The 20,502-nt window shown below is 42.6% G+C and carries 23 protein-coding genes and 2 tRNA genes; 3 read left to right on the top strand and 22 right to left on the bottom strand.

Annotated elements, in window-relative coordinates:
* Window positions 1-142: 142 nt before the first annotated feature.
* From DXD65_RS05255 to DXD65_RS05325, 15 genes are all read right to left on the bottom strand, one after another.
* Window positions 143-817 carry a recombinase family protein gene (locus DXD65_RS05255; protein WP_117887398.1) on the bottom strand — a complete coding sequence of 225 codons (675 nt, stop codon included), beginning with the start codon at window positions 815-817 and terminating at the stop codon, window positions 143-145.
* Between the two features lie 105 nt (window positions 818-922).
* Entirely contained in the window at window positions 923-1,369 is a 447-nt protein-coding gene (locus DXD65_RS05260; RefSeq protein WP_022217552.1) for a RadC family protein, read from the bottom strand.
* 11 nt (window positions 1,370-1,380) lie between these two features.
* The gene (locus tag DXD65_RS05265; RefSeq protein ID WP_117681726.1) at window positions 1,381-1,656 is read right to left on the bottom strand and encodes a hypothetical protein; all 276 of its coding nucleotides are present in this window, start codon (window positions 1,654-1,656) and stop codon (window positions 1,381-1,383) included.
* Between the two features lie 88 nt (window positions 1,657-1,744).
* Entirely contained in the window at window positions 1,745-2,014 is a 270-nt protein-coding gene (locus DXD65_RS05270) for a Txe/YoeB family addiction module toxin (protein ID WP_004292580.1), read from the bottom strand.
* Window positions 2,011-2,265 carry a type II toxin-antitoxin system Phd/YefM family antitoxin gene (locus DXD65_RS05275; protein ID WP_009038410.1) on the bottom strand — a complete coding sequence of 85 codons (255 nt, stop codon included), beginning with the start codon at window positions 2,263-2,265 and terminating at the stop codon, window positions 2,011-2,013. The genes DXD65_RS05270 and DXD65_RS05275 overlap by 4 nt, the downstream gene beginning before the upstream one ends.
* Window positions 2,266-2,395: 130 nt before the next feature.
* Window positions 2,396-3,421, bottom strand: coding sequence for a DUF3871 family protein (locus DXD65_RS05280; RefSeq protein ID WP_022219158.1), 1,026 nt, complete (start codon window positions 3,419-3,421; stop codon window positions 2,396-2,398).
* 496 nt (window positions 3,422-3,917) lie between these two features.
* Window positions 3,918-5,738 (bottom strand): DEAD/DEAH box helicase family protein, encoded by a 1,821-nt coding sequence (locus DXD65_RS05285; protein ID WP_022219156.1) that lies wholly within the window; start codon window positions 5,736-5,738, stop codon window positions 3,918-3,920.
* A gap of 56 nt (window positions 5,739-5,794) precedes the next feature.
* On the bottom strand, window positions 5,795-6,289 hold the full coding sequence (locus DXD65_RS05290) for a hypothetical protein (protein ID WP_022219155.1): 495 nt from the start codon (window positions 6,287-6,289) through the stop codon (window positions 5,795-5,797).
* Window positions 6,286-6,903, bottom strand: coding sequence for a hypothetical protein (locus tag DXD65_RS05295; RefSeq protein WP_117887399.1), 618 nt, complete (start codon window positions 6,901-6,903; stop codon window positions 6,286-6,288). The genes DXD65_RS05290 and DXD65_RS05295 overlap by 4 nt, the downstream gene beginning before the upstream one ends.
* A 161-nt stretch (window positions 6,904-7,064) precedes the next feature.
* Complete coding sequence (locus DXD65_RS05300; protein WP_117681417.1) at window positions 7,065-7,973, bottom strand: hypothetical protein; 909 nt, start codon at window positions 7,971-7,973, stop codon at window positions 7,065-7,067.
* A gap of 76 nt (window positions 7,974-8,049) precedes the next feature.
* A complete protein-coding gene (locus tag DXD65_RS05305) occupies window positions 8,050-9,264 on the bottom strand; it encodes a site-specific integrase (RefSeq protein WP_117681426.1) in 1,215 nt (404 codons plus the stop codon).
* 116 nt (window positions 9,265-9,380) lie between these two features.
* Window positions 9,381-9,453: transfer RNA gene (locus DXD65_RS05310), tRNA-Gly, on the bottom strand.
* A 9-nt stretch (window positions 9,454-9,462) separates the two neighbouring features.
* Window positions 9,463-9,545 (bottom strand) — tRNA-Tyr (locus DXD65_RS05315).
* A gap of 73 nt (window positions 9,546-9,618) precedes the next feature.
* Entirely contained in the window at window positions 9,619-10,113 is a 495-nt protein-coding gene (gene ribH / locus DXD65_RS05320; RefSeq protein WP_005823623.1) for a 6,7-dimethyl-8-ribityllumazine synthase, read from the bottom strand.
* 143 nt (window positions 10,114-10,256) lie between these two features.
* Entirely contained in the window at window positions 10,257-10,940 is a 684-nt protein-coding gene (locus tag DXD65_RS05325; RefSeq protein ID WP_005823621.1) for a tetratricopeptide repeat protein, read from the bottom strand.
* A 237-nt stretch (window positions 10,941-11,177) separates the two neighbouring features.
* On the opposite strand from DXD65_RS05325, the gene recF reads away from it, so the two are divergent.
* Both recF and DXD65_RS05335 read left to right on the top strand, forming a co-directional pair.
* Entirely contained in the window at window positions 11,178-12,290 is a 1,113-nt protein-coding gene (gene recF, locus DXD65_RS05330; RefSeq protein ID WP_005823617.1) for a DNA replication/repair protein RecF, read from the top strand.
* Window positions 12,287-12,577 carry a DUF721 domain-containing protein gene (locus tag DXD65_RS05335; RefSeq protein ID WP_005823615.1) on the top strand — a complete coding sequence of 97 codons (291 nt, stop codon included), beginning with the start codon at window positions 12,287-12,289 and terminating at the stop codon, window positions 12,575-12,577. Before recF ends, DXD65_RS05335 begins: the two co-directional genes overlap by 4 nt.
* Here DXD65_RS05335 and DXD65_RS05340 read toward each other — a convergent pair.
* From DXD65_RS05340 to gap, 7 genes are all read right to left on the bottom strand, one after another.
* Window positions 12,570-13,355 (bottom strand): histidinol-phosphatase, encoded by a 786-nt coding sequence (locus tag DXD65_RS05340; protein ID WP_057254069.1) that lies wholly within the window; start codon window positions 13,353-13,355, stop codon window positions 12,570-12,572. The two genes, DXD65_RS05335 and DXD65_RS05340, sit on opposite strands and share 8 nt — an antisense overlap.
* Entirely contained in the window at window positions 13,352-13,882 is a 531-nt protein-coding gene (locus tag DXD65_RS05345; RefSeq protein ID WP_035457590.1) for a 5-formyltetrahydrofolate cyclo-ligase, read from the bottom strand. The genes DXD65_RS05340 and DXD65_RS05345 overlap by 4 nt, the downstream gene beginning before the upstream one ends.
* The gene (locus DXD65_RS05350; RefSeq protein WP_005835451.1) at window positions 13,800-15,539 is read right to left on the bottom strand and encodes a S41 family peptidase; all 1,740 of its coding nucleotides are present in this window, start codon (window positions 15,537-15,539) and stop codon (window positions 13,800-13,802) included. Before DXD65_RS05350 ends, DXD65_RS05345 begins: the two co-directional genes overlap by 83 nt.
* A gap of 57 nt (window positions 15,540-15,596) precedes the next feature.
* Window positions 15,597-16,055, bottom strand: a complete 459-nt coding sequence (locus DXD65_RS05355) for a deoxycytidylate deaminase (protein WP_005835453.1) — start codon at window positions 16,053-16,055, stop codon at window positions 15,597-15,599.
* 12 nt (window positions 16,056-16,067) lie between these two features.
* Window positions 16,068-16,592, bottom strand: a complete 525-nt coding sequence (locus tag DXD65_RS05360; RefSeq protein ID WP_009037063.1) for a DUF4847 family protein — start codon at window positions 16,590-16,592, stop codon at window positions 16,068-16,070.
* Window positions 16,589-18,646, bottom strand: a complete 2,058-nt coding sequence (locus DXD65_RS05365) for a M3 family metallopeptidase (RefSeq protein ID WP_117887400.1) — start codon at window positions 18,644-18,646, stop codon at window positions 16,589-16,591. Before DXD65_RS05365 ends, DXD65_RS05360 begins: the two co-directional genes overlap by 4 nt.
* A 140-nt stretch (window positions 18,647-18,786) precedes the next feature.
* Window positions 18,787-19,797 carry a type I glyceraldehyde-3-phosphate dehydrogenase gene (gene gap / locus DXD65_RS05370; RefSeq protein WP_005835458.1) on the bottom strand — a complete coding sequence of 337 codons (1,011 nt, stop codon included), beginning with the start codon at window positions 19,795-19,797 and terminating at the stop codon, window positions 18,787-18,789.
* A 140-nt stretch (window positions 19,798-19,937) separates the two neighbouring features.
* Here gap and mscL point away from each other — a divergent pair, with 140 nt between their 5' ends.
* Window positions 19,938-20,372 carry a large-conductance mechanosensitive channel protein MscL gene (gene mscL, locus DXD65_RS05375; RefSeq protein WP_005835461.1) on the top strand — a complete coding sequence of 145 codons (435 nt, stop codon included), beginning with the start codon at window positions 19,938-19,940 and terminating at the stop codon, window positions 20,370-20,372.
* The last annotated feature ends 130 nt before the right edge of the window (window positions 20,373-20,502 follow it).

Below are 20,502 nucleotides of genomic sequence, written 5' to 3' on the forward strand. Positions count from 1 at the left end.
TTTATATATTAGAGATAGGTTGGCTTGTCTATTTATAAAGACTGCCATTATTTCTCCGGCTGTTTTTTTAGGTAGGACAAATTCAGATTGGGGTATATAAGATTGACCTTACTCTAAATTTGTCCTGCCTTTCAAAGTGACTTCACGACATCAACCCTGCTCTGACAAGTAATCTCTTGACTTGTGTAATCTGAAACTTGCATCCCTTAGATGTAACAAAGCCTTGCTCATTCAACAGACAAGTCATTTCGGATAATGATTTGCCTTGCATTGACAGTGACCGTAACAGTGCTATCGCTCTCATGTTATTTGGATTGTTATCCGCTTTAGCCTTGTTGGTAATGATACTATGTTGAACGGCTTGTTCAAATTTATTCATCAAATTCTCCGATTTACCAAGCTGCACACCCCTTGCTTTTTTGGCTTGAAGTGACTGTTTGGTTCTCTGACTGATTAGTCCTGCCTCATATTCGGCTATGCTACTGATGATATGCAGAATTAGTCTGTTGGCTTGTGGAAAGTCACAGAACACAATCTCAACATCACTCTCCAACAGCTTAGAAGTAAACGCTACATTCCTTGACAACCTATCCAATTTAGCTACAATCAGAATAGAGTTCGTTTTCCTGCACATCGCCAAAGCTGCAAGAAGTTGAGGTCTGTTAAAGTTCTTCCCACTCTCCGTTTCAATGTATTCAGCAAGTATAGGCTTGTTCTTCACATGGTTGTGAATAATCTCTCGTTGTGCTTCCACACCAAGACCCGATATTTGCTGCTTCATGGTGGATTGCCTTAGATATGCTATGTATGTCTTCATAATTCACAATTATTAATAGTTGGTTACAAGTGCTGAATGTTCGTTCAGTTTATGTAAGTAAGGACACCCAACTTAAAAATTGAATGTCCTTTTCAAGATGATACGCTATAACTGTCCTTCATCAGCGAAGCTATAATATCCTGCATCTGTTAATATGAGGTGGTCTGTTACTGTAATCCTCATAAGTTTGGCTGCATCCCTGACCTGCTTAGTAATCTCCATATCCTGCCTGCTTGGTTTCAGATTGCCGCTTGGATGATTATGCGCAAGAATGATAGCTACTGAATTGGTGAGTAATGCAGCTTGCAGGATAACTCTTACATCAGCACAAGTTTCAGTAATTCCCCCCTCTGATATGAGAGTATAGCCTAAAATTTGGCTGGCTTGGTTTAGGAACAGAACTTTAAAATATTCTTTGTAACAGATTGTACCCTCCTTATATGTAGGAAGCAAGTATTTATAAGCATCTTCCGAACTATATATTTTGCTCCGGCTTTTTGAAGTGGATTTGTAAGTTAGTTCCACTTCTCCAACAGTATAATCTATATCCATAATATCAAGTATTAAAATGGTCTATCGCCATATTCATAAACAAGAATTGAATTGCATACTCTATCATAGAATGAGAATCCGCAACAAGTATGGAAGTAGCTCTCATAAACTGCTGCATATTCACCATGCTGTCTGCTGTTCCTATCCAAGAATGAATCAAACTTGTACAGCCAATATTTAAGTGCTTGCAAGCGTTTGATATATTGCAGATTGTTTTCACAGTAGCATAATTTCTCTTGTAAAGAGGTGATATGATTGATAGCATTTTCAATTTTAGATTTATCCATAATGTCATAGAATTTGTAAAGTGTAAAACAGAAAAAGGACACCTAACTTAATAGATGTCCTTTTAATTAATAAGATGTGATAATGTAGTTACTTCTTGGAATAGTGATATTTCATGGAGAATATGTAAATCTCTATCATATCATTATGCACAGAATAAATAAGTCTATGCTCTGAATTAATTCGTCTTGACCATTTACCTGCCAATTCATATTTGAGAGGTTCAGGTTTACCTATACCAGTGTAAGGATGTTCCAATATATCGGCGAGTAATTTCTTAATGCGTTTGGTTATGTTGGGGTCATTCTTTTTCCAATATTCCCAATGTTCTTGTGCAATAGGAGTAAATATCAGTTTCATAGTTCATCTAAATTTACTTCTATTCCCCTGCCTGCCTTTAAGTCTTCTTCTCCTTTACGAATATCATTCATGGTCTGTTCAGAAGACATGATATATTCGGTCTCTTTCAAAGAATTATATTCTTCCAAAGAAATCATTACTACTCCCGTACCATTACCACGATTGATAAGTACCGTATCGCAATCGTCAATAACCGAGTCAATATAACCTTTTAGATTGGCTCTTAAATCTGTGTAATTGGCTGTTCTCATAAATCCTCCTTTTTATAATGCAAATATATGTACTTATTTGCGTACTTACAAATATAATTAGTTAATTATTAAGTATGAAGAAAGGACACCAACTTAATGATGTCCTTTCCTCTGTCAATCAACAATCCACTCAGCCCAAGAACCAAGCGTATTTGTTATCAAGTCCTTGCAGGACGTTGTTAATTCCTACACTGACTTCCGTAGCGTTTACTGCTCGTTGCAGATAAGTATCAATGTAGCTTCCCTTGTTAGCCTGCGTCAAAAGATTGTGGAAATCGAACATTGATATGGCGTTGTCCTTTGCTCCGAACACTTCGTTGTGATAGTAGTCGCGACAAACAGAATTAATCTGACTGTCCGTAATCAGAAGTCTTGGAATAGCTTTCTGCCTTGCAGGTGACAATGCTTGAAACATTCTCATCCGCCCTACGATTTGCGCAAATTGTGTCTCGGACAATGAAGTGTTGGTAAGTGACTGCATCAAGTGGATTTCTTTTGCAGGGTTGAAGCTGTGGAACAATTCAAGTACGTTTCTGTAAAGTTCGCTGATATTGGTCACTTCCATATTGAACTTGACACCTTCTCCTGTTAGGATTTGATTGCTACAAATGCGAACACGCCACCCGATAAAAACCGAAAACTTCTCCAAGCCTTTGGATGCACGATAAAGATTAAGGTCTGAATAGTTCCTTACCCCACCGATGCACAGTTCAAGCCTTTGCCCTCTTATCGTTTCGATAATGGTTGGAATGGTAAAGGCAAATGCAAGACGTTGGTAGAATTGTGTCTTTTCACATTCTAACAGTTCCGATGCTTTCTTTCCCAAACTTTGGGGAGTTCTACCACGTACAATGTGTGAAACTCTGATTTCGGGTGTGTTCACTCTTTCACCAGCATAGAATGAGCAAGCCGCATCATGCACACATGAAATAAAGTCTTGATGTGCGATAGTCAATTCTTGGTTAGCCCAAGTTGGAACGACACATTTATTGGTAAGCTCGTCCATAGTGATTGCATCGGTGTTGGCTTCCAAAAAGTTCACGCTCGGCTGTACAGTTAGTTCGTCTTGGATAATGGCAGCTTCTTCCGCATACTCGCCTAAGTTAAATCTCGATTGGTTCTGTGCCATGATAGGCATAATTTGTAATGCTTCCATAATGAATTTGAATTAAATGATTATTGATTGAATGGATTTAACAAGAACAAGCCCTAAACACAAGTGAATTTCTTCGTTTGCATCTAAGGCTCGTTCTATGTCTTTCCCTAAATATTCTTTTAAAAGAAATTCGGAGCATTAGTAAATTATAGCTCGGCTACGGGAATAGAATTGTGAACATATACGCTGCTGACAAAAGACATTCTTTTTTCATGGATGATGTGAGGTAATAGTATCATCGTGAAGTAAAGAATGCTTTTTTCTTCCATGCCCATGAGGGGGCATAAAAAGGTAGTGTACCTCCGTTTTTATCATCTGACACAGCATGGGGGAGTGAATTACGACATGAAGATATGTTCAAATAAAAAAAGAGTCCCCACTTTCATCAGCGGAAACTCTTCGTTTATAAATGATTTGATAAAGTTAAATATTAATGATAGAGTACCTTTTTAAAACAGACCCTATAAAACTAACTTTCATCAAAAAAAGTACTATCCTATATCAATGGTTCTAATATTCTGATAGCTTTTTGATTTCCGATTTTACACTCTTGAATTTTGAAGAAATCTTTTATAGTCATGGCTGTAATCGCATTTTTAGGTGCGGTCTTAACCAATGCGTATAAACGCTTTAATTCTTTTTTGATATATTCACGAGTGTATTTCTCGCCAATCTTAAAGGAGTTTTTAAGGAGTTGAACAAACTCTACTCCGCTTGTTTTTTCTCTATAGTTTTTCATAATCATGGCTTCTTTGATTTTTTTGAATGAATAATTGTTTACTTCAATAACTTCTTTGCCTACCGTATTGTAAGCATCAATAATAAAAGCATCAACTTGTCTGATGTCACTGATAAACGATTGTGCCAATGGAGAATCTCTGTCATCCTTCAACGATTCCAGTAATTCAACGATACGCTTTCGGCTTTCTTTGATAGAACTGCTCTTATCCATTAGGCTCAACCTTTCCTTATCGCCCAATTTGTAAAACAGAGGTTGGGTCAGTTTCGGTAAGAATAAGTTGCTTTCTTTATATCGGTTCACTACTGAATCAATATTGTTGTAGGCAGACTTAACCAATGCTTCATCAACAAAATTGTCAATCGCAAAATAGTTGGTCTTACCGTCTTTTAGCATCCGGTTATATGGCAGTATATCCAATGCAGCCTTATAAGCATTTCGGCTTTCTGAAGATGTTGCACATTCATAAAGATTTTTAATAGTCTTGTAAGCATCCCTGCAACCTTTGAGATATTCTTTGATGCCTGCTTTGGTGCGTATCGGATAGTTCTCATTGGTATTGACAACATGAATAGCCAAAGAAGTACCATTTCTGAATCGTCCTATTGCTTGTACCGCATCAGTACATGGGTCAATGATAGTGTATTCTGCAAAATACGGTTCAGTGACAAATACTATATCGGGCCGTTCTTCCAATTCAATATCCACAGCAGTATAGTTTCTGCTGGTAAACCACATATAAGGCATTTTATGCTTAATGTTCCAGTATTCATAAGCTCGTTTAAATCCTTTCTTCTTCAACTTCTCAACACTTTTCTCTGCACAGAATACTGCGGACTCATTTTCAACTCCCAATTTACTCATCAACTGGTGTATCATATCAACGCTGTTGGCAAAGAAACAAATACTGCGTGGTTGTTCTTGTTGTGCTTTTATCTGTGGTAGAATTTCTTTCAATGCTTCCAAAACATTATTGGTCTGTACAATGCTGATAGGACGTTTGTAATCAAAGGTAGGCTGTACTTCTACTATTTTGAAACCTTGACTTTCAAAACGTGGGTCACTCGGTAGTATGGGAGTAGCTGAAACAAATGCCTTTTCTCTGAATTTGAAGAAATCATCCATAGGAAGAATTATATCTGCCCTATAATCGACGTCCTTTATCGTCTTGTCGCATTCATCGAACAACAAGAAGGTTATCTCATATATGTCAAGTTCCAGTTCCTCGAAAGCACGTTTGATTTTAGTAAATCCTTCGGGAGTGCTTATCAACTTGATAAACTTTCCTGCGGCTAATGTCTTTTCAATATAATCAATGACTTCTTCTGTTGTCACCCCTTGCTTGACACCGAACAGATTGTCATTCTTATGCTTCGGGTCTTTGCACTTGCCAATGATAGGCGGAACATTGGGAACGATAATAACAGAATGTCGCTTAGCCTTTATTTCGGAGTAGGTTGCACCCAATCCGGTTAATGTCTTACAAAGGATAGTGTTTGTTTCTATCTGTGGCAGGACTTCTGTCAAGTACTGGATTTTACCAGCTATTTTATATATAGGTATATATTCCTTTTTCATTTATGTGGATTTAAAAAGGAGAGAGGAAATTTGCACTTCCTCTGCTCCGTTTAGATTTAACGAATTAACCCTTTCTCTTGCAAGTACGAAACAATGTCCTCGTCTCGGTTTATAAAGAAGAAGATGTTGCCGAATTTGAAGTTGGCTACTGCTGTTAGCTGCCCTCTACGGTCTCTGAACTCGGGTGTAAACTGAATGTTTACAGCCTTACTTTCCACAAACAGTTTGAGCATATTCTTTCGATACTCGTTACCATTAGTTTGGTCTGACTTCTGAACTTCGGACGGTTCTACTCCAAAATCCTCACTCTTGCCAGTAGAAAGGTATGTCATAAGCCAGTTTGCAGATTCATCGTTCAACTGATACGCGAAGCGTTTCACGTATGTACTTTCGACCTTTATCACTTCGTAACCGTCCTCGTCAATGTCGAAGAAGATGTTCAATCTGTCAAAACGTGACATCATGGACTTCAATTCTGCATGCGCGGCCACATTGTTATATGGTTCGCGGTTGCTTGCAGTAATAATATTCTCAAAATCGAATTGAATCATATTCCGTTGCTATCTACAAATTTCTCAAAAGCTTTCATATCTACTTTATATCTTTCCTCGCTCACAAGTAAATTTTGTAGCACATGAAGATTTATTTTATGTTGTTTAAGCTTCATCAATGAATCACAAATGTCATAAAGAATGGATAAAGCTTCCTCTCCTGAATTAAGATAACTTGCATTACGGCTAAAATAGCTATGCTCTACACGTTGAGAAATAACGACTTTACCATTCTCTTCTTCAAACAAATCCTCTGGTTTAAAGCCGTAAGATACCAACAATTCGTAAACACGAAGAAGTCTCTTTCGAAGATGTGCTACTCTAATAGATTTTGACCTAACTTCTTTGAGGCAATTATCATAATCGGGATTTTCTAAATCAAATATACCTACTTGTCTTTTTTCAAATATTCTATTTAACACATTTTTTTCAGAAAGGATTTCCTTGCATATACCTCTGGGATTTTTTAACAATTCATTTAAAGTAATCTTTTCATATCCCATTCCTCTGATTTTTTTCAGAATATAGTTTAAATCTTCTGATGCCTTTTGGATGGTTAACATCCATTCATTGAACTCTTGCAAATCGAATTCAGTTAATATCAAATCTGACATAGTTATAAAATTTTAAATTAATAAAATATTGTTCCTTTGCAAAAAAATAGAGGCCTCTTATTTTCTTGATTATGGCGCAAAGGTAGAGGAAGTAAATGGAGCTAAATGGAACTAAAAGGTGGGAAAAAATCGATAGAAAATTCCAAAAAGTTAAGCCTATGTTATTTGATTATGTATTTATTGTACTTTTTCATTTCCTTTCTGACGAATGTTTGCTTCTCTTTATTAGAGTATTCAATATTAAAGTCTTTATCAAGCACTCCTAATATTCCTGCAATATCATATAGGAACGCATATTGTTCATTGGTAAATAGGAAATCCCCTCTCTTAAAAATACCAGCAAATTGAAACTCTGTACCTAATGTATATAGTAATGTACCCACATAGTGAGAGTCTATTCTTTTTTGCAAGGTTGATTCTATGGCAAGAATTGTTTTAACTCCTTTCAAAGTAAATCCAATCGGTTGTACAGTTTTCCCATGTTCGTTCTTTGCATAATATGGAGTAACACCGTCCTTGAACTTATATCCAAAGTAGAGGCGAATATCAATATCATCTTCCTTTTCAAACGCAACAATTCGCTTATAGTTTTTACTGGCATTATATTCAAATAGAAGAATTTTGGTATCGTTATTATCAATCGGAGATTTTATTTCTTCATTCCAAAGAAGTTCCGCATACAAGAACTTATAAAACTGCATCATTTTCTCAGGTGGATATATTGTAGCCAATTCCTTGTTGAAAGTATCGAATAGTAACCGGGTAGTTTCTCCGTATGGAAAATCAAATTGGGTCTTCCCATTATATTTGATTTGGATAGAATCATGTTTTTGGATGCCGTATAAGAGTTTAACAAGTCTCGCCAAGTCAATAACTTTAGAGCTTTGGTATCTTCTGATGCGTTTAATGGTAGTTGTTATAATATCTAAAAGAGTTTCTTGGTATTCTGTTTGTGAGAAAAGTTGGGACAGTTCTTTATATCTCGTAGAACATTGAATAAATTGTGGTAATGCACTCTTTGCTTGTACGAGGTCATATCCATTGATTATGTTAGAATTGTTGGTGCTCATCTTTTTAACTTTGGATTTGAAAGCAAAATTAAAAAAATAATCTCCACCTGCATTGCTACAAATGGAGATTTATTCATTACAGCAAATTCTTCATTGCTTCATCTACTTGCTCGTTGTCGAAGCTATCCAAATATATTTGAGTAGTCGCCAAGTCTGAATGACCCAATGCTTCACTTATCAATGCAATGTTTACTCCCGATTTCTTAAGAACACTCGCGAATGAATGGCGAGCGACATAGGTTGTTAAGTTGGCTTCAACTCCAAGCTGTGCGGCAAGTAGTTTTAGATTCTTATTGACCTTTCCTAATATCTTATGTATTCTGTTCTGCTTTTGTAGGGCGGTCTTGTGTATCTTGCTATCCAAAATAGGAAAAAGATAGCCTTTACTCTCTTTTGAGTATTTTTCAATTATTAGCATGGCCTCTTGTGGTATTCCTATTTTAATCAGTTTCTTTGTTTTTTGACGAATATAGTGTAATCTGCCATTCTGAATATTCTCGTTTGTTAGATTAGCTATATCAGTGAAATTGATTCCACCGCATAGATAACTGAACACGAATATGTCTTTGCTCAACTCCATGTACTGCTGTTTTCCAATAGGCTGCACCTCTGTTGTGAATTTCAGCACGTCTGTTTTGGCAATGGCTCTCTTTTGAGTTGTGGTATCGAACTTGTTGACTTTGTACTCATCAAACGGATAATCGGACTTCCGGGCGCACTTAGCTTTGATAGCTTTATTATATGTACTCCGGAGCGTGCGAAACATTAGGCTTATGGTAGTTTCTTTGTTGTCTTTGGAACGTAGCCATTTCTCATATTTGTTAAGCCAAGAAGTATCTATATCACTGAAAGGTATATCTATTTTGCCTTTCGTGAACACTTTAAGCGAGTTGAAAGAACTTTTATAGATAAGACGGTTGCCGCATTTATCCTCACGTGTGTATTGCTCTATCAATTCGTGGTAGAATTCACTAACGGTTTTCAGTTCAAACTTGGTATGCTCATTATTGAGTAGGGTAGTAGTGGTATATTCTTTCTGTTCGATATTCAACTCTAACATTCGCTGTTGAAGTTCCCGTTGCTTATCCAAGATAATCTTTTGGATATATTCTTTGTTAGGGCAGTTCGGTTTAGGCTTGTTTCGTGTAAAGTCCCAATATTTAGGATTGACGGATATGCCTAAACTCTGCATAGTCCGTTTGCCGCTTTTGGCTACTCTTACCATTAAGGGGGATTCTCCATTTGCTAAAGTTTTCCACTTGTAGCACACTACGTTGATTACTGCACTCATAAAATTTTTGGTTGACTTCTTGGTTGACTTCAACCGCATAGTTTCGTGCAGATTCAGCATTCTCTAAAAACAAAAATCAGATAGAAATCTTGCGATAACTATCTGATTTTCAGAAGAGCGGAAGACGGGGCTCAAACCCGCGACCCTCAGCTTGGAAGGCTAATGCTCTATCAACTGAGCTACTTCCGCAATTTTTTGTGGGCAAAGATGGATTCGAACCACCGAAGGCGTAAGCCAGCAGATTTACAGTCTGCCCCATTTGGCCACTCTGGTATTTGCCCTTTTGCACTTAAGATTCTATCTCAATTCTCTCATTGAGTAGGTTTGTTTCTCAATTGCGGTGCAAAGATACGACTATTTTTGTAAACTCCAAGCAAAATCTATCATTTTTATTGCAGTAATTGCACATTCGTCTCCTTTATTACCCAGCTTGCCACCGGCGCGGTCTTCTGCTTGCTCCATAGTATTGGTAGTAATTAATCCGTAAATTACTGGTACATCGCCACTTGCGTTTAATTGGGTAATTCCTTGGGTAGCACCCATGCAAACATAGTCAAAATGTGGAGTATCTCCTCTGACTACACAACCAATTGCAATAACTGCATCGACTTCGCTGTATTCGATAAGTTGGTTGGCGCCGAAAGTCAGTTCAAAACTGCCGGGTACTGTTTTTACCAGAATATTTTCATCTTTGGCTCCATGTTTTTTTAAGGTGTCTATGGCACCTTTTAGGAGAGCGCCGGTAATATTATAATTCCACTCAGATACAACGATGCCGAATTTCATTTTTTCCGCGCTGGGTACAGAACTGAAATCGTAGTCTGAAAGATTGTGATAAGCTGTTGCCATAAATAAGGAATTAAGAATTAATAATTGAAAATTAAAGGGAGAGGAGAGATAAAAGAGGCACGGACTACACGGATTCACGGCTATTGTGTCTTTCCGTGTTTTCCGTGTAATCCGTGCCTGAGATATTTTTATAATAAGGTATATTACTTCTTCAATAGTTTGGCTTGTTCGATATACTTGTCGATATCCATTGCCTGGTATGAACGGAAGTATTTATCCTTGATAGTGGTATACGCCTGGATTGCATCGTCATACTTACCTTGCTTTACCAGGATTTCTCCAGCTTGCAGCAGGTAGATGGGGCTGAGGGAGTTGTTGTCGGCTTCGTTGGCGGCTTTCAGCAGCATGGAAGCGGCTTTGTCCAGTTGGCCGAGCTGCGCATAGCAGTTACCCATAGCACCTTTCATGGCAGGAGCTACCATTTGGTCGTCTCCGTCAAAGCTGTCCAATGCTTTCACTGCTTCGTCATATTTACCGAGGTGTGCATAGCAGAGACCCATATAGGCTTTTGCAAGATTGGCTGCTTTTGTGCCGCTGTATTCGTCTGCCACTTTTACAAATCCGGCAAAACCGATGCTATCACCGTTCAGTGCTTGTGCATAAGCGTCTGCTTCGAAGTATTCTTGTCCTTTGAATAAGGCAGCTTGTGCTTTTTCTTCACGGGGGTCTGCATAAAGGTTCTTGTACATCACTACACCGGCAATGATGATGATTACTGCTACTACAGTGCCGATGATTGCTTTTTTGTTCTTAATGAAAAAGGCCTCCGATTGTGTCAGTGCATCCTCCACGTTTAAGGCTTCATTCGTCTTTTTTTGTTCTGCCATTTTTATATAATCTTTTTGTTATTATTCTTATTTATCTATTTCGACCCGCAAAAGTAAGTTTTTTATAGCTATCAACGAAATTTAGCGGCATCTTTTTTTGTTTTGTATCAGAAAACACCGAAATTATTTCTACTTTTCAATAAGCCGGGCTTCACCTCTGTATTAAAAATAAGCAGGCTTATTTTGTACTGCTTTCGGTTTTGCATTATCTTTGTAACCGAACTCATCGTTACTATAATGATACTGAAACGTATATCTATACTCAATTATAAGAACTTGGAGCAGGTGGAGCTTTCATTCTCGCCCAAGTTAAACTGCTTTTTCGGACAGAACGGCATGGGGAAAACGAACCTGCTGGATGCGGTGTATTTTTTGTCTTTCTGTAAAAGTGCCGGTAATCCCATTGATTCCCAGAATATCTGCCATGATGCCGACTTCTTTGTTATTCAAGGGTTTTATGAGGCTGCCGATGGGACTCCTGAGGAAATCTACTGTGGTATGAAGAGGCGCCAGAAGAAACAGTTCAAGCGAAACAAGAAGGAGTATACGCGTTTGTCGGACCATATCGGCTTCCTGCCTTTGGTCATGGTCTCGCCTGCCGATTCGGAGTTGATAGCAGGAGGCAGTGATGAACGCCGACGTTTTATGGATGTGGTTATCTCGCAGTACGACAAAGAGTATCTGGATGCTTTGATACGATACAATAAAGCTTTGGTGCAGCGGAATACCTTACTGAAGAGTGAACAGCCGGTGGAGGAAGAGCTCTTTCTGGTTTGGGAGGAGATGATGGCACAAGCCGGTGAAGTGGTGTTCCGTAAACGTGAGGCCTTTATCCGTGAGTTTATTCCTATTTTCCAGTCTTTCTATTCATTCATTTCGCAAGATAGGGAGAAGGTGGGATTAAGCTATGACTCCCATGCCCGCGATGCCTCTTTGCTGGAAGTGCTGAAGGAAAGCCGTGCTCGCGACCAGATTATGGGCTATTCGTTGCGCGGTGTGCACAAGGACGAGCTGAATATGCTTTTGGGAGATTTCCCCATCAAGCGTGAAGGGTCGCAGGGGCAGAACAAGACTTATCTGGTAGCGTTGAAGCTGGCACAGTTTGATTTCCTGAAACGTACCGGGACCACTGTTCCCTTGTTGTTGTTGGACGATATCTTTGACAAGCTGGATGCCTCGCGTGTGGAGCAAATCATCAAGTTGGTGGCAGGCGACAGTTTTGGGCAGATTTTTATAACCGATACCAACCGCGAACACCTGGACCGTATTCTGCATAAAGTGGGCAGTGATTATAAGATGTTCCGTGTGGAGCAGGGAACGGTTGCCGAAATGAAGGAGGAAGAGGCATGAAGCGCAATAATGCCGAACAGATAGGTGAACTTATCCGTCATTACCTCAGGCAGGAAAGTCTGGAGTCTCCGCTGAATGAACGGCGGCTTATCAGTGCGTGGCCCGAAGTGCTGGGGCCTACCATTGCCTCCTACACCCGTGAACTTTATATAAAGAACCAGGTGCTTTATGTGCACCTCACTTCTGCTGCTTTGCGCCAGGAACTGATGATGGGGCGCGAGTTGCTGGTGCGCAACTTGAATCGTCATGTGGGGGCCCAGGTCATAACGAATATCATATTCAGATGAGCATCCTCAGCTCATCTATTCTTTCAATCTTCAGTTCCTTCAATTCCCGGACTGCCCGGTCATAATACATCGGAGTTTCCAAATCCTTGTTGTCATGCGCATCCAGTCCGATGATAGCTGTACAGCCTTCATTGGCAGCGATTCGCCAGAACTCCGGGCACGGGTAGGTGGATAAGCCGTGCGCTTCATTGTAGGCTACATAGCCTATATTGTATTCCAACGGGACATTCAGGCGTGCAGCAGTACGGCAGATGTGCTGGCTGATGGTAGTGCAATGGTGGTCGAACTTCGGATAGGAGCGCATGAACAAGTCCGGATGGGCAAGGCAGGAGAATAATCCGCTTTCCATACCTTCGATGGCGCTCTCTTCGTAAAGTTCGAGCATGTCGCGGCTGTCTGTATGATGGCCGAAGTAGGGGAACTTTTCATCGGTGTGGTAGTGATGGTTTCCGAAGATGATATAGTCCAGTTGGTACTTCTTGGTTTGCTCTTTCAGCCAATGGATATATTGGGGGAAGTATTCACATTCAAGTCCTATTCTGATGTCTATCCGGTCGTGGTATTTCTCACGGAGCGTCTTGAGACTCTCCACGTAGCCGGGGAGCTCCTCGGGGAGCATCCGCATGTCGGCTACGTAGTCGGTACGGTATTTCCAGGGAGTATGGTCTGAAAACCCGAGTATCCGGTAACCGCCTTTGATGGCACTGAGCACATAGTCTTCGTCATCTCCGGTGGCATGCATGCAGCGTGTGGTGTGTGTATGATAATTAGTTTTCATTGCGTAATGATTTCATCCATGCGTATATCAAACGGTTCCGCAGGAACTTCTTCTACGAGTTGAAACGGGAAGCAGATGCCGGCTTTGTAGGCTGATGGGATGCGGGGCAGAAGCCGGTCATAGTAACCTTTACCGCGCCCCAGGCGGTTGCCGTTACGGTCGAATGCCACGCCGGGAACCGCTATGAAGTCTATGTCTGCATAGTCGGTAAATAGCTCGCCGGTTGGTTCTTCGATGCCGTATGCGCCAGGTTTCAAGTCTTCGGGTCCGGTGTACAGCCGCAGTTCCAGGTCGTCACCTACAACTACCGGAAGCAGTATCCGCTTTTCGCGGCTCCACTTCCGGATAAATTCGTGTGTGTCCACTTCGTCTTTGAGAGAGTGGTAGAGCAGTACGGTTGTTGCCGCCCTGAAAGCGGGGTGTGCCTCGAGGGCGGCAAGTATTTCAGCAGACTGACGCGTAGCGGAAGAGCTGTGTCGGGTCTTCAACAAAGCTACCTGCCTGCGCAGTTCTTTTTTCCTTTCCATCATCTTTTTTATCCTCTATGATTGGTGTTGCTTCCGGAGCTTTGGGGAATGCCTCGCCACGTTCCAGAATATCCAATGCTTTCTTGACGGTAGCATCGCTCTGGTTGATGTAGCGGATGTATTGCTCCCTTCCCAGTATGTTATAGATAATGTTGCCGTAAAGACTTCTTTCCAGTAGCTTGTAGGACTTGTGGATAAGCAGGTTGCGCCGCTTTACTCCCTTGGAGTCTGCAAAACGTACAAACTGCTCCACAATACTCTGGTGGCGAAGGTACTTCAACAAATCTTCTTCATTGTCGTATTCACTCAATTTCGCACGGTTGCGGTCGGTATACTGGAAGCTGAATTGCAGAATCAGTCCCTTGTTGCTTACTTCTATCAGGTAAGAAGATACTCCGGTTGTGTCTTGCGGAACGAATACGTCCGGCATAATGCCACCGCCGCCGTATACGGGTCTGCCCAAACCGGTAGAGTAACGCAGGTTTTCGTCCAGTTTGATGCTGTCTTTGGAGAAGAACTCGCCGTGTTCGTAACGGGTAATCCAGTCCATTTCGTATTTGCTGTCCTTGCCGTTCTCGTAGGGGCGCTGGATGCAACGGCCCGATGGGGTGTAATAACGGGCAATGGTCAGGCGGATGGCGGAACCGTCACTGAAGTCGATGGGTTGCTGTACGAGTCCCTTGCCGAAGGAACGGCGTCCTACAATGGTTCCGCGGTCATTGTCCTGAATGGCGCCCGCAAAGATTTCGCTGGCCGAAGCGGAACTCTCGTTTACCAATACCACTAGCGGCAGCTTCTGGCAACTGCCGGTACCGTTGGCATATTCCTCCATGCGGGGATATTTGCGGCCGTGGGTATATACAATCAACTTCCCTTCCGGCAGGAATTCGTTCACCATGCGTGTGGCGGCTTCCATGTATCCTCCGGTATTGTCGCGCAGGTCGATAATCAGGCCTTTGCACTTCTCGTGGCTCAGTTGGGCAATCGCATTCAGCAGCTCCACGTGTGTGGTACGTCCGAATTTGCTGATTTGTATATATCCGTAGTCATCGTCGAGCATATAGGCTGCATCAATGGTGTTTTGTGGGATGTCACCGCGTGTGATGGTGAAGTCGAGCAACTCCTTTTCCGTGGCACGCTTGACGCCTAACTTCACTTGGCTTCCTTTCGGACCTTTCAGGTTGCGCATGGCCTTTTCGTTTGTCAGGCCTTTGCCTGCAAACAGACTGTCGTTGACCATTACAATGCGGTCGCCTGCCATCAGGCCCACTTTCTCGGACGGTCCGCCGGGAATCACGCTGTTTACGTGTATCGTGTCTTCTTGAATGGTGAACTGGATACCTATACCGCTGAAGCTGCCTTCAAGTTCGGAGTTTACCTCTTCCAGCTTCTGTGCGGGGATGTAGGTGGAGTGGGGGTCGAGTTCCGCCAATATCTGTGGCATGGCCTTCTCTACCAAATCGGTCATGTTGACGGTATCCACATACTGGTCATCAATAACACGCAGCAAGGCATTCAGCTTGTTGGACGAGCTATTGATGATTCCCAGTTTATTACCGGCAAAATGCCTGGCATAAAACGTTCCGATAAGGATTCCCGCGACTACGCTGATTGCGATGATGAGCGGCATAAAGCGGGAAGTATTTTTTGTACTCATGATGTTTATTTACTATTAGACTATTTACAATTTACTATTTGGCTGCGCATGCAACTTTCAACTTTCCATTTTCAACTTTTCATTATCCATTGAAATAAACACTACCTCGATGCCTGCCCGTTTCAAAAGTTCGATACCATCTTCCAGGCGGTATTTCTCGGAGTAGACTACCCGTTTGATGCCTGCCTGGATAATCAGTTTGGAGCATTCTATGCAGGGGGAGGCAGTGACGTACATGGTGGCACCGTTACTGCTGTTGTTTGAACGGGCTATTTTGGTAATGGCGTTTGCTTCGGCATGGAGCACGTATGGTTTGGTGACGTTATTCTCATCTTCGCATACATTCTCAAAACCGGAAGGGGTACCGTTGTAGCCGTCAGAGATAATCATCTTGTCTTTTACAATCAGTGCACCGACCTGGCGGCGTTGGCAATACGAATTTTCGGCCCAAATGCTTGCCATACGTATATAACGCCTATCCAATGCTTCTTGTTTGTCTTTTGTAGAATCGTCCATCATATTTATGCTTTATCGTTGCGGGGTGAATCCCATGACTCTGGTTGTCGGTCCGTCTTTAAAATAGAGGGTCAGTGAATTGGCATCCCCTTCATACTTGTACACGTTTTGCAATCCGGAGATGAATGCCTTGGCCAGTGCATCGCTTTCTGCAGCCCCCGTAACCTTCACACTGATGCTGAGCGAGCCTGAAGCTCCGTCGGCTTTCCAAGTGCCGTTGACGCTTGAGTTGATGCCTTGTCCGTTGACGGTGGTGCCCATCAGTTCTCCATCCAGTTCAGTACCTTCAAAATTGAGGGTGAAGGTGCTTTTCTGATTATATAGCTTGTCCAGACTCTTCTTCATCTCTTCCTCATTGTTGTTCCAAAGGTTTGGATAGAATTGGGCATTGCTGCCTTTATTGGTGAGTCGGCTGAGCTTCCATGTCTTCCCGGTGAATATTCCGATAACATCGTCCTCGTTGTCGCAACCGCTTAGCAGGGGGAGCAGCGAAAACATGAGCAACATGCAAAAGATGTTCCTTATAAGTCTCTTCATTTCTTTATTCCATTTCTGATTAATAATGCGTCGATTGTAGGCTCTTGTCCGCGGAAGCGTTTATAGAGCGTCATCGGATGTTCCGTTCCGCCTTTGGAAAGGATATTCTCTCGGAAGGAGGCGGCAGTCTCCGGGTTGAAGATGCCCGTCTGCTTGAATAGCGAGAAAGCATCTGCATCCAGCACCTCTGCCCATTTATAACTATAGTATCCGGCAGAATATCCTCCGGCAAAGATATGGGAGAACTGTGTACTCATACAGGCTTCTTCTACAGAAGGAAGAACTTGTGCTTTTTCCCAAGCCTTCTTTTCATAGGCTTTCACGTCACCTTCAAACGGGGTGTTACGTGTGTACCAAGCCATATCGAGCAGGCCGAAGCTAACCTGGCGGAGGCAGGCGTATGCCGCGTTGAAGTTGGAGGAATCCACAATGCGCTGTACCAGTTCGTCCGGTATCAGTTCTCCGGTTTGGTAATGGCGGGCAAACGTATGCAGGAATTCCTTTTCGATGGCGAAGTTCTCCATGAATTGGGAGGGGAGTTCCACAAAGTCCCAATACACGTTGGTCCCGCTCAGGCTCCCGTAGGTGGTATTGGCAAACATACCATGCAGGCTGTGGCCGAATTCGTGCAGGAATGTCTCCACCTCGCCGAAGGTAAGCAGGGCAGGCTTGTCCTGTGTCGGTTTGGTGAAGTTCATCACAATGGATATGTGGGGACGGCTGTTCTCACCGGTCTTTTCGTCAATCCACTGTTCCTTGTAGCTGGTCATCCAGGCTCCCGAGCGCTTGCCTGCTCTGGGGTGGAAGTCGGTATAGAACACGGCAAGGAATTTCCCGTCTTTGTCGAAGACTTCGTAGGCATCCACATCCTTGTGATAAACGGGAATATCCGGATTCTTCTTGAAGGTGATGCCATACAGTCTGGTTGCCAGGCCGAATACACCTTCCTTCACGTTGTTCAGCTCAAAGTAAGGGCGGAGCAGCTCATCGTCGATATTGAACTTCCGGTCCTTCAGTTTATGGGAATAGTACGCCCAGTCCCACGGCATCAGGACGAAGTCTTCTCCTTCCGCTTGGCGTGCCAGGGCTTGCACTTCTGCATATTCTTGTTTGGCGGTGGGCGTGTAAGCCTCCAGCAGTTGGTCCAGCAGCTTATACACGGACTCACTGTTTTGTGCCATGCGCTCCTGGAGGTTGTATTCGGCGAAGTTGTCATAGCCTAGGAGTTGGGCAATCTCCATACGGACATTGGCCAGTTTCTTTACGATTTCCAGATTATTGCTGGCGTTGTCATGCGTACACTTCGTATTGTAGGCCATATATAGCTCACGGCGCAGGTCACGGCTGTCTGCGTAGGTCAGAAAAGGGCCATAGCTGGGAGCCTGCAGGGTGAATACCCAGCCTTCGACGCCTTTTTCCCCGGCTGTCTCTGCAGCGGCTTCTACCGCGCTCTCGGGCAGCCCGGCCAGTTGTGACTTGTCGGTGATGACAAGCTTGTAGTCGTTCGTTTCTTTCAGGTTGTTTTCGCTGAACTGCAGCGTCAGCAGGCTGAGCTCTTTGCATAAAGCCCGGTATTTCTCCTTATCTTCTCCCAGGAGGTTGGCACCGTTGCGTACAAAGCCGTTATAAATGTCTTCCAGCAGTTTGTGCTGTTCCGGGCTCAATGTTTCTTTGTCTTGCTGTTCGTAAACAGCTTTGATACGTGCAAACAGCTCTTCGTTCAGGCTGATGTTGTTTTCATGCTCGCTCATCATCGGCATGATTTCTTTGGCCAGTTCCTGTAGGTCATCGTCCGTTTCGGCACTGAGCAGATTGCCGAATACAGTGCTGACACGGTGGAGCATCTCACCGGACTTCTCGTAGGCCAACACTGTGTTGGCAAATGTCGGGACTTCCGGATTGCGGATGATGGCCTCTATTTCCGCATTTTGGCGGCGGATGCCTTCGCGGATGGCGGGTACGTAATCTCCGGTCTTAATCTTGTCGAACGGGACAGTGCCGTGCAGCGTGGAGTATGTTTCAAAAAAAGGATTTTGAGACGATATAGTGTTCATAAAGCAAAGCAATATTAGAGTTAGTATAATCTTCATCATGTTTAAAGGGTCTGATAAAAAACGAACTAGCTGCAAAATTGCAAAAAAAATAGGCGACTTCTGCAGAAGTCACCTATTTTTTATTATTTTCTAACTGTATATTAGCAGTTAACTGATGCCATGTGAGCAATCAAGTCAAGAACCTTGTTAGAATAACCGATTTCGTTATCATACCAAGATACAACCTTAACGAAAGTATCAGTCAAAGCGATACCAGCCTTAGCGTCGAAGATAGAAGTGCGAGTGTCACCCAAGAAGTCAGAAGAAACAACTGCATCTTCAGTGTAACCCAGAACACCCTTCAATTCGCCTTCAGAAGCTTCCTTCATGGCAGCGCAGATTTCAGCGTAAGTAGCGGGCTTAGCCAAGTTAACTGTCAAGTCAACTACAGATACGTCCAAAGTCGGAACACGCATAGACATACCAGTCAGTTTGCCGTTCAATGCCGGGATAACTTTACCTACAGCCTTAGCAGCACCGGTAGAAGACGGGATAATGTTGCCGGAAGCAGCACGACCACCTCTCCAGTCTTTCATAGAAGGACCGTCAACTGTCTTCTGAGTAGCAGTTGTAGAGTGAACAGTAGTCATCAAACCGTCAGTGATACCCCATTTGTCGTTCAATACCTTAGCGATAGGAGCCAAGCAGTTGGTAGTACAAGAAGCGTTAGATACGAATTGAGTACCCTTAACGTAAGTCTTTTCGTTAACACCGCAAACGAACATCGGAGTGTCGTCCTTAGAAGGAGCAGACATTACAACATATTTTGCGCCGGCTTCGATGTGAGCTTGAGCTTTGTCTTTGCTCAAGAACAAGCCAGTAGATTCAACAACGTATTCTGCCTCTACTTCGTTCCATTTCAAGTCAGCCGGGTTTCTTTCTGCAGTGATGCGGATAGCCTGACCGTTAACGATCAGCTTGCTGTTTTCAACATCAGCTTCGATAGTACCGTCGAACTGGCCGTGCATAGTGTCATACTTCAGCATGTAAGCCAAGTAATCTACCGGGCAAAGGTCGTTGATACCTACGATCTGAATATCGTTTCTCTTCATTGCAGCGCGGAATACGAAACGTCCGATACGTCCGAATCCATTAATACCTACTTTAATCATTTTGTTTAAACTTTTAAGGGTTTTATAATGTTTAAAAATAAACTTTCGCTTACTAATTGCAATTCTTTCTGATTTGCGGTGCAAAAGTAAGAAAATGTTTTTATATTCGTAACCAAAATCATAATTAAATAATTGAAAAGATGGGAAAAAGTTCATTTTTACAGGAATTTAAGGCTTTTGCCATGAAGGGCAATGTGATAGACATGGCCGTCGGTGTGATTATCGGTGGGGCATTCGGAAAAATCGTCTCCTCCATTGTGGCAGATGTGATTATGCCTCCTATCGGGCTGCTGGTGGGCGGTGTCAACTTTACAGACTTGAAGTGGGTGCTGAAACCTGCCGAAATGGTGGACGGAAAAGAAATTGCTGCCGTGACCCTGAATTACGGTAATTTCTTGCAGGTCACCTTCGACTTCCTGATTATAGCATTCTCTATCTTCATGTTCATAAAGTTGTTGACCAAGCTGACTGAAAAGAAGAAAGAAGAGGCGCCTGCCGCTCCTCCGGCTCCCCCTGCCCCGAGCAAGGAAGAGGTGCTGCTGACCGAAATCCGTGATTTGCTGAAAGAAAAGTAATATCGAAGCGGAACTTCATAGGGATGTCAAAACCCTCTTGACGCTTTTTTTAGGCGCGGAATTCTAAGACCTACACAAGTTTTTGCACAGGAAACTTGCGTAGGTCTTAGAATTCCGCGCCTAATATTAT

The sequence above is a fragment of the Bacteroides sp. 4_1_36 genome (assembly GCF_003466325.1).
Taxonomy (GTDB): domain Bacteria; phylum Bacteroidota; class Bacteroidia; order Bacteroidales; family Bacteroidaceae; genus Bacteroides; species Bacteroides uniformis.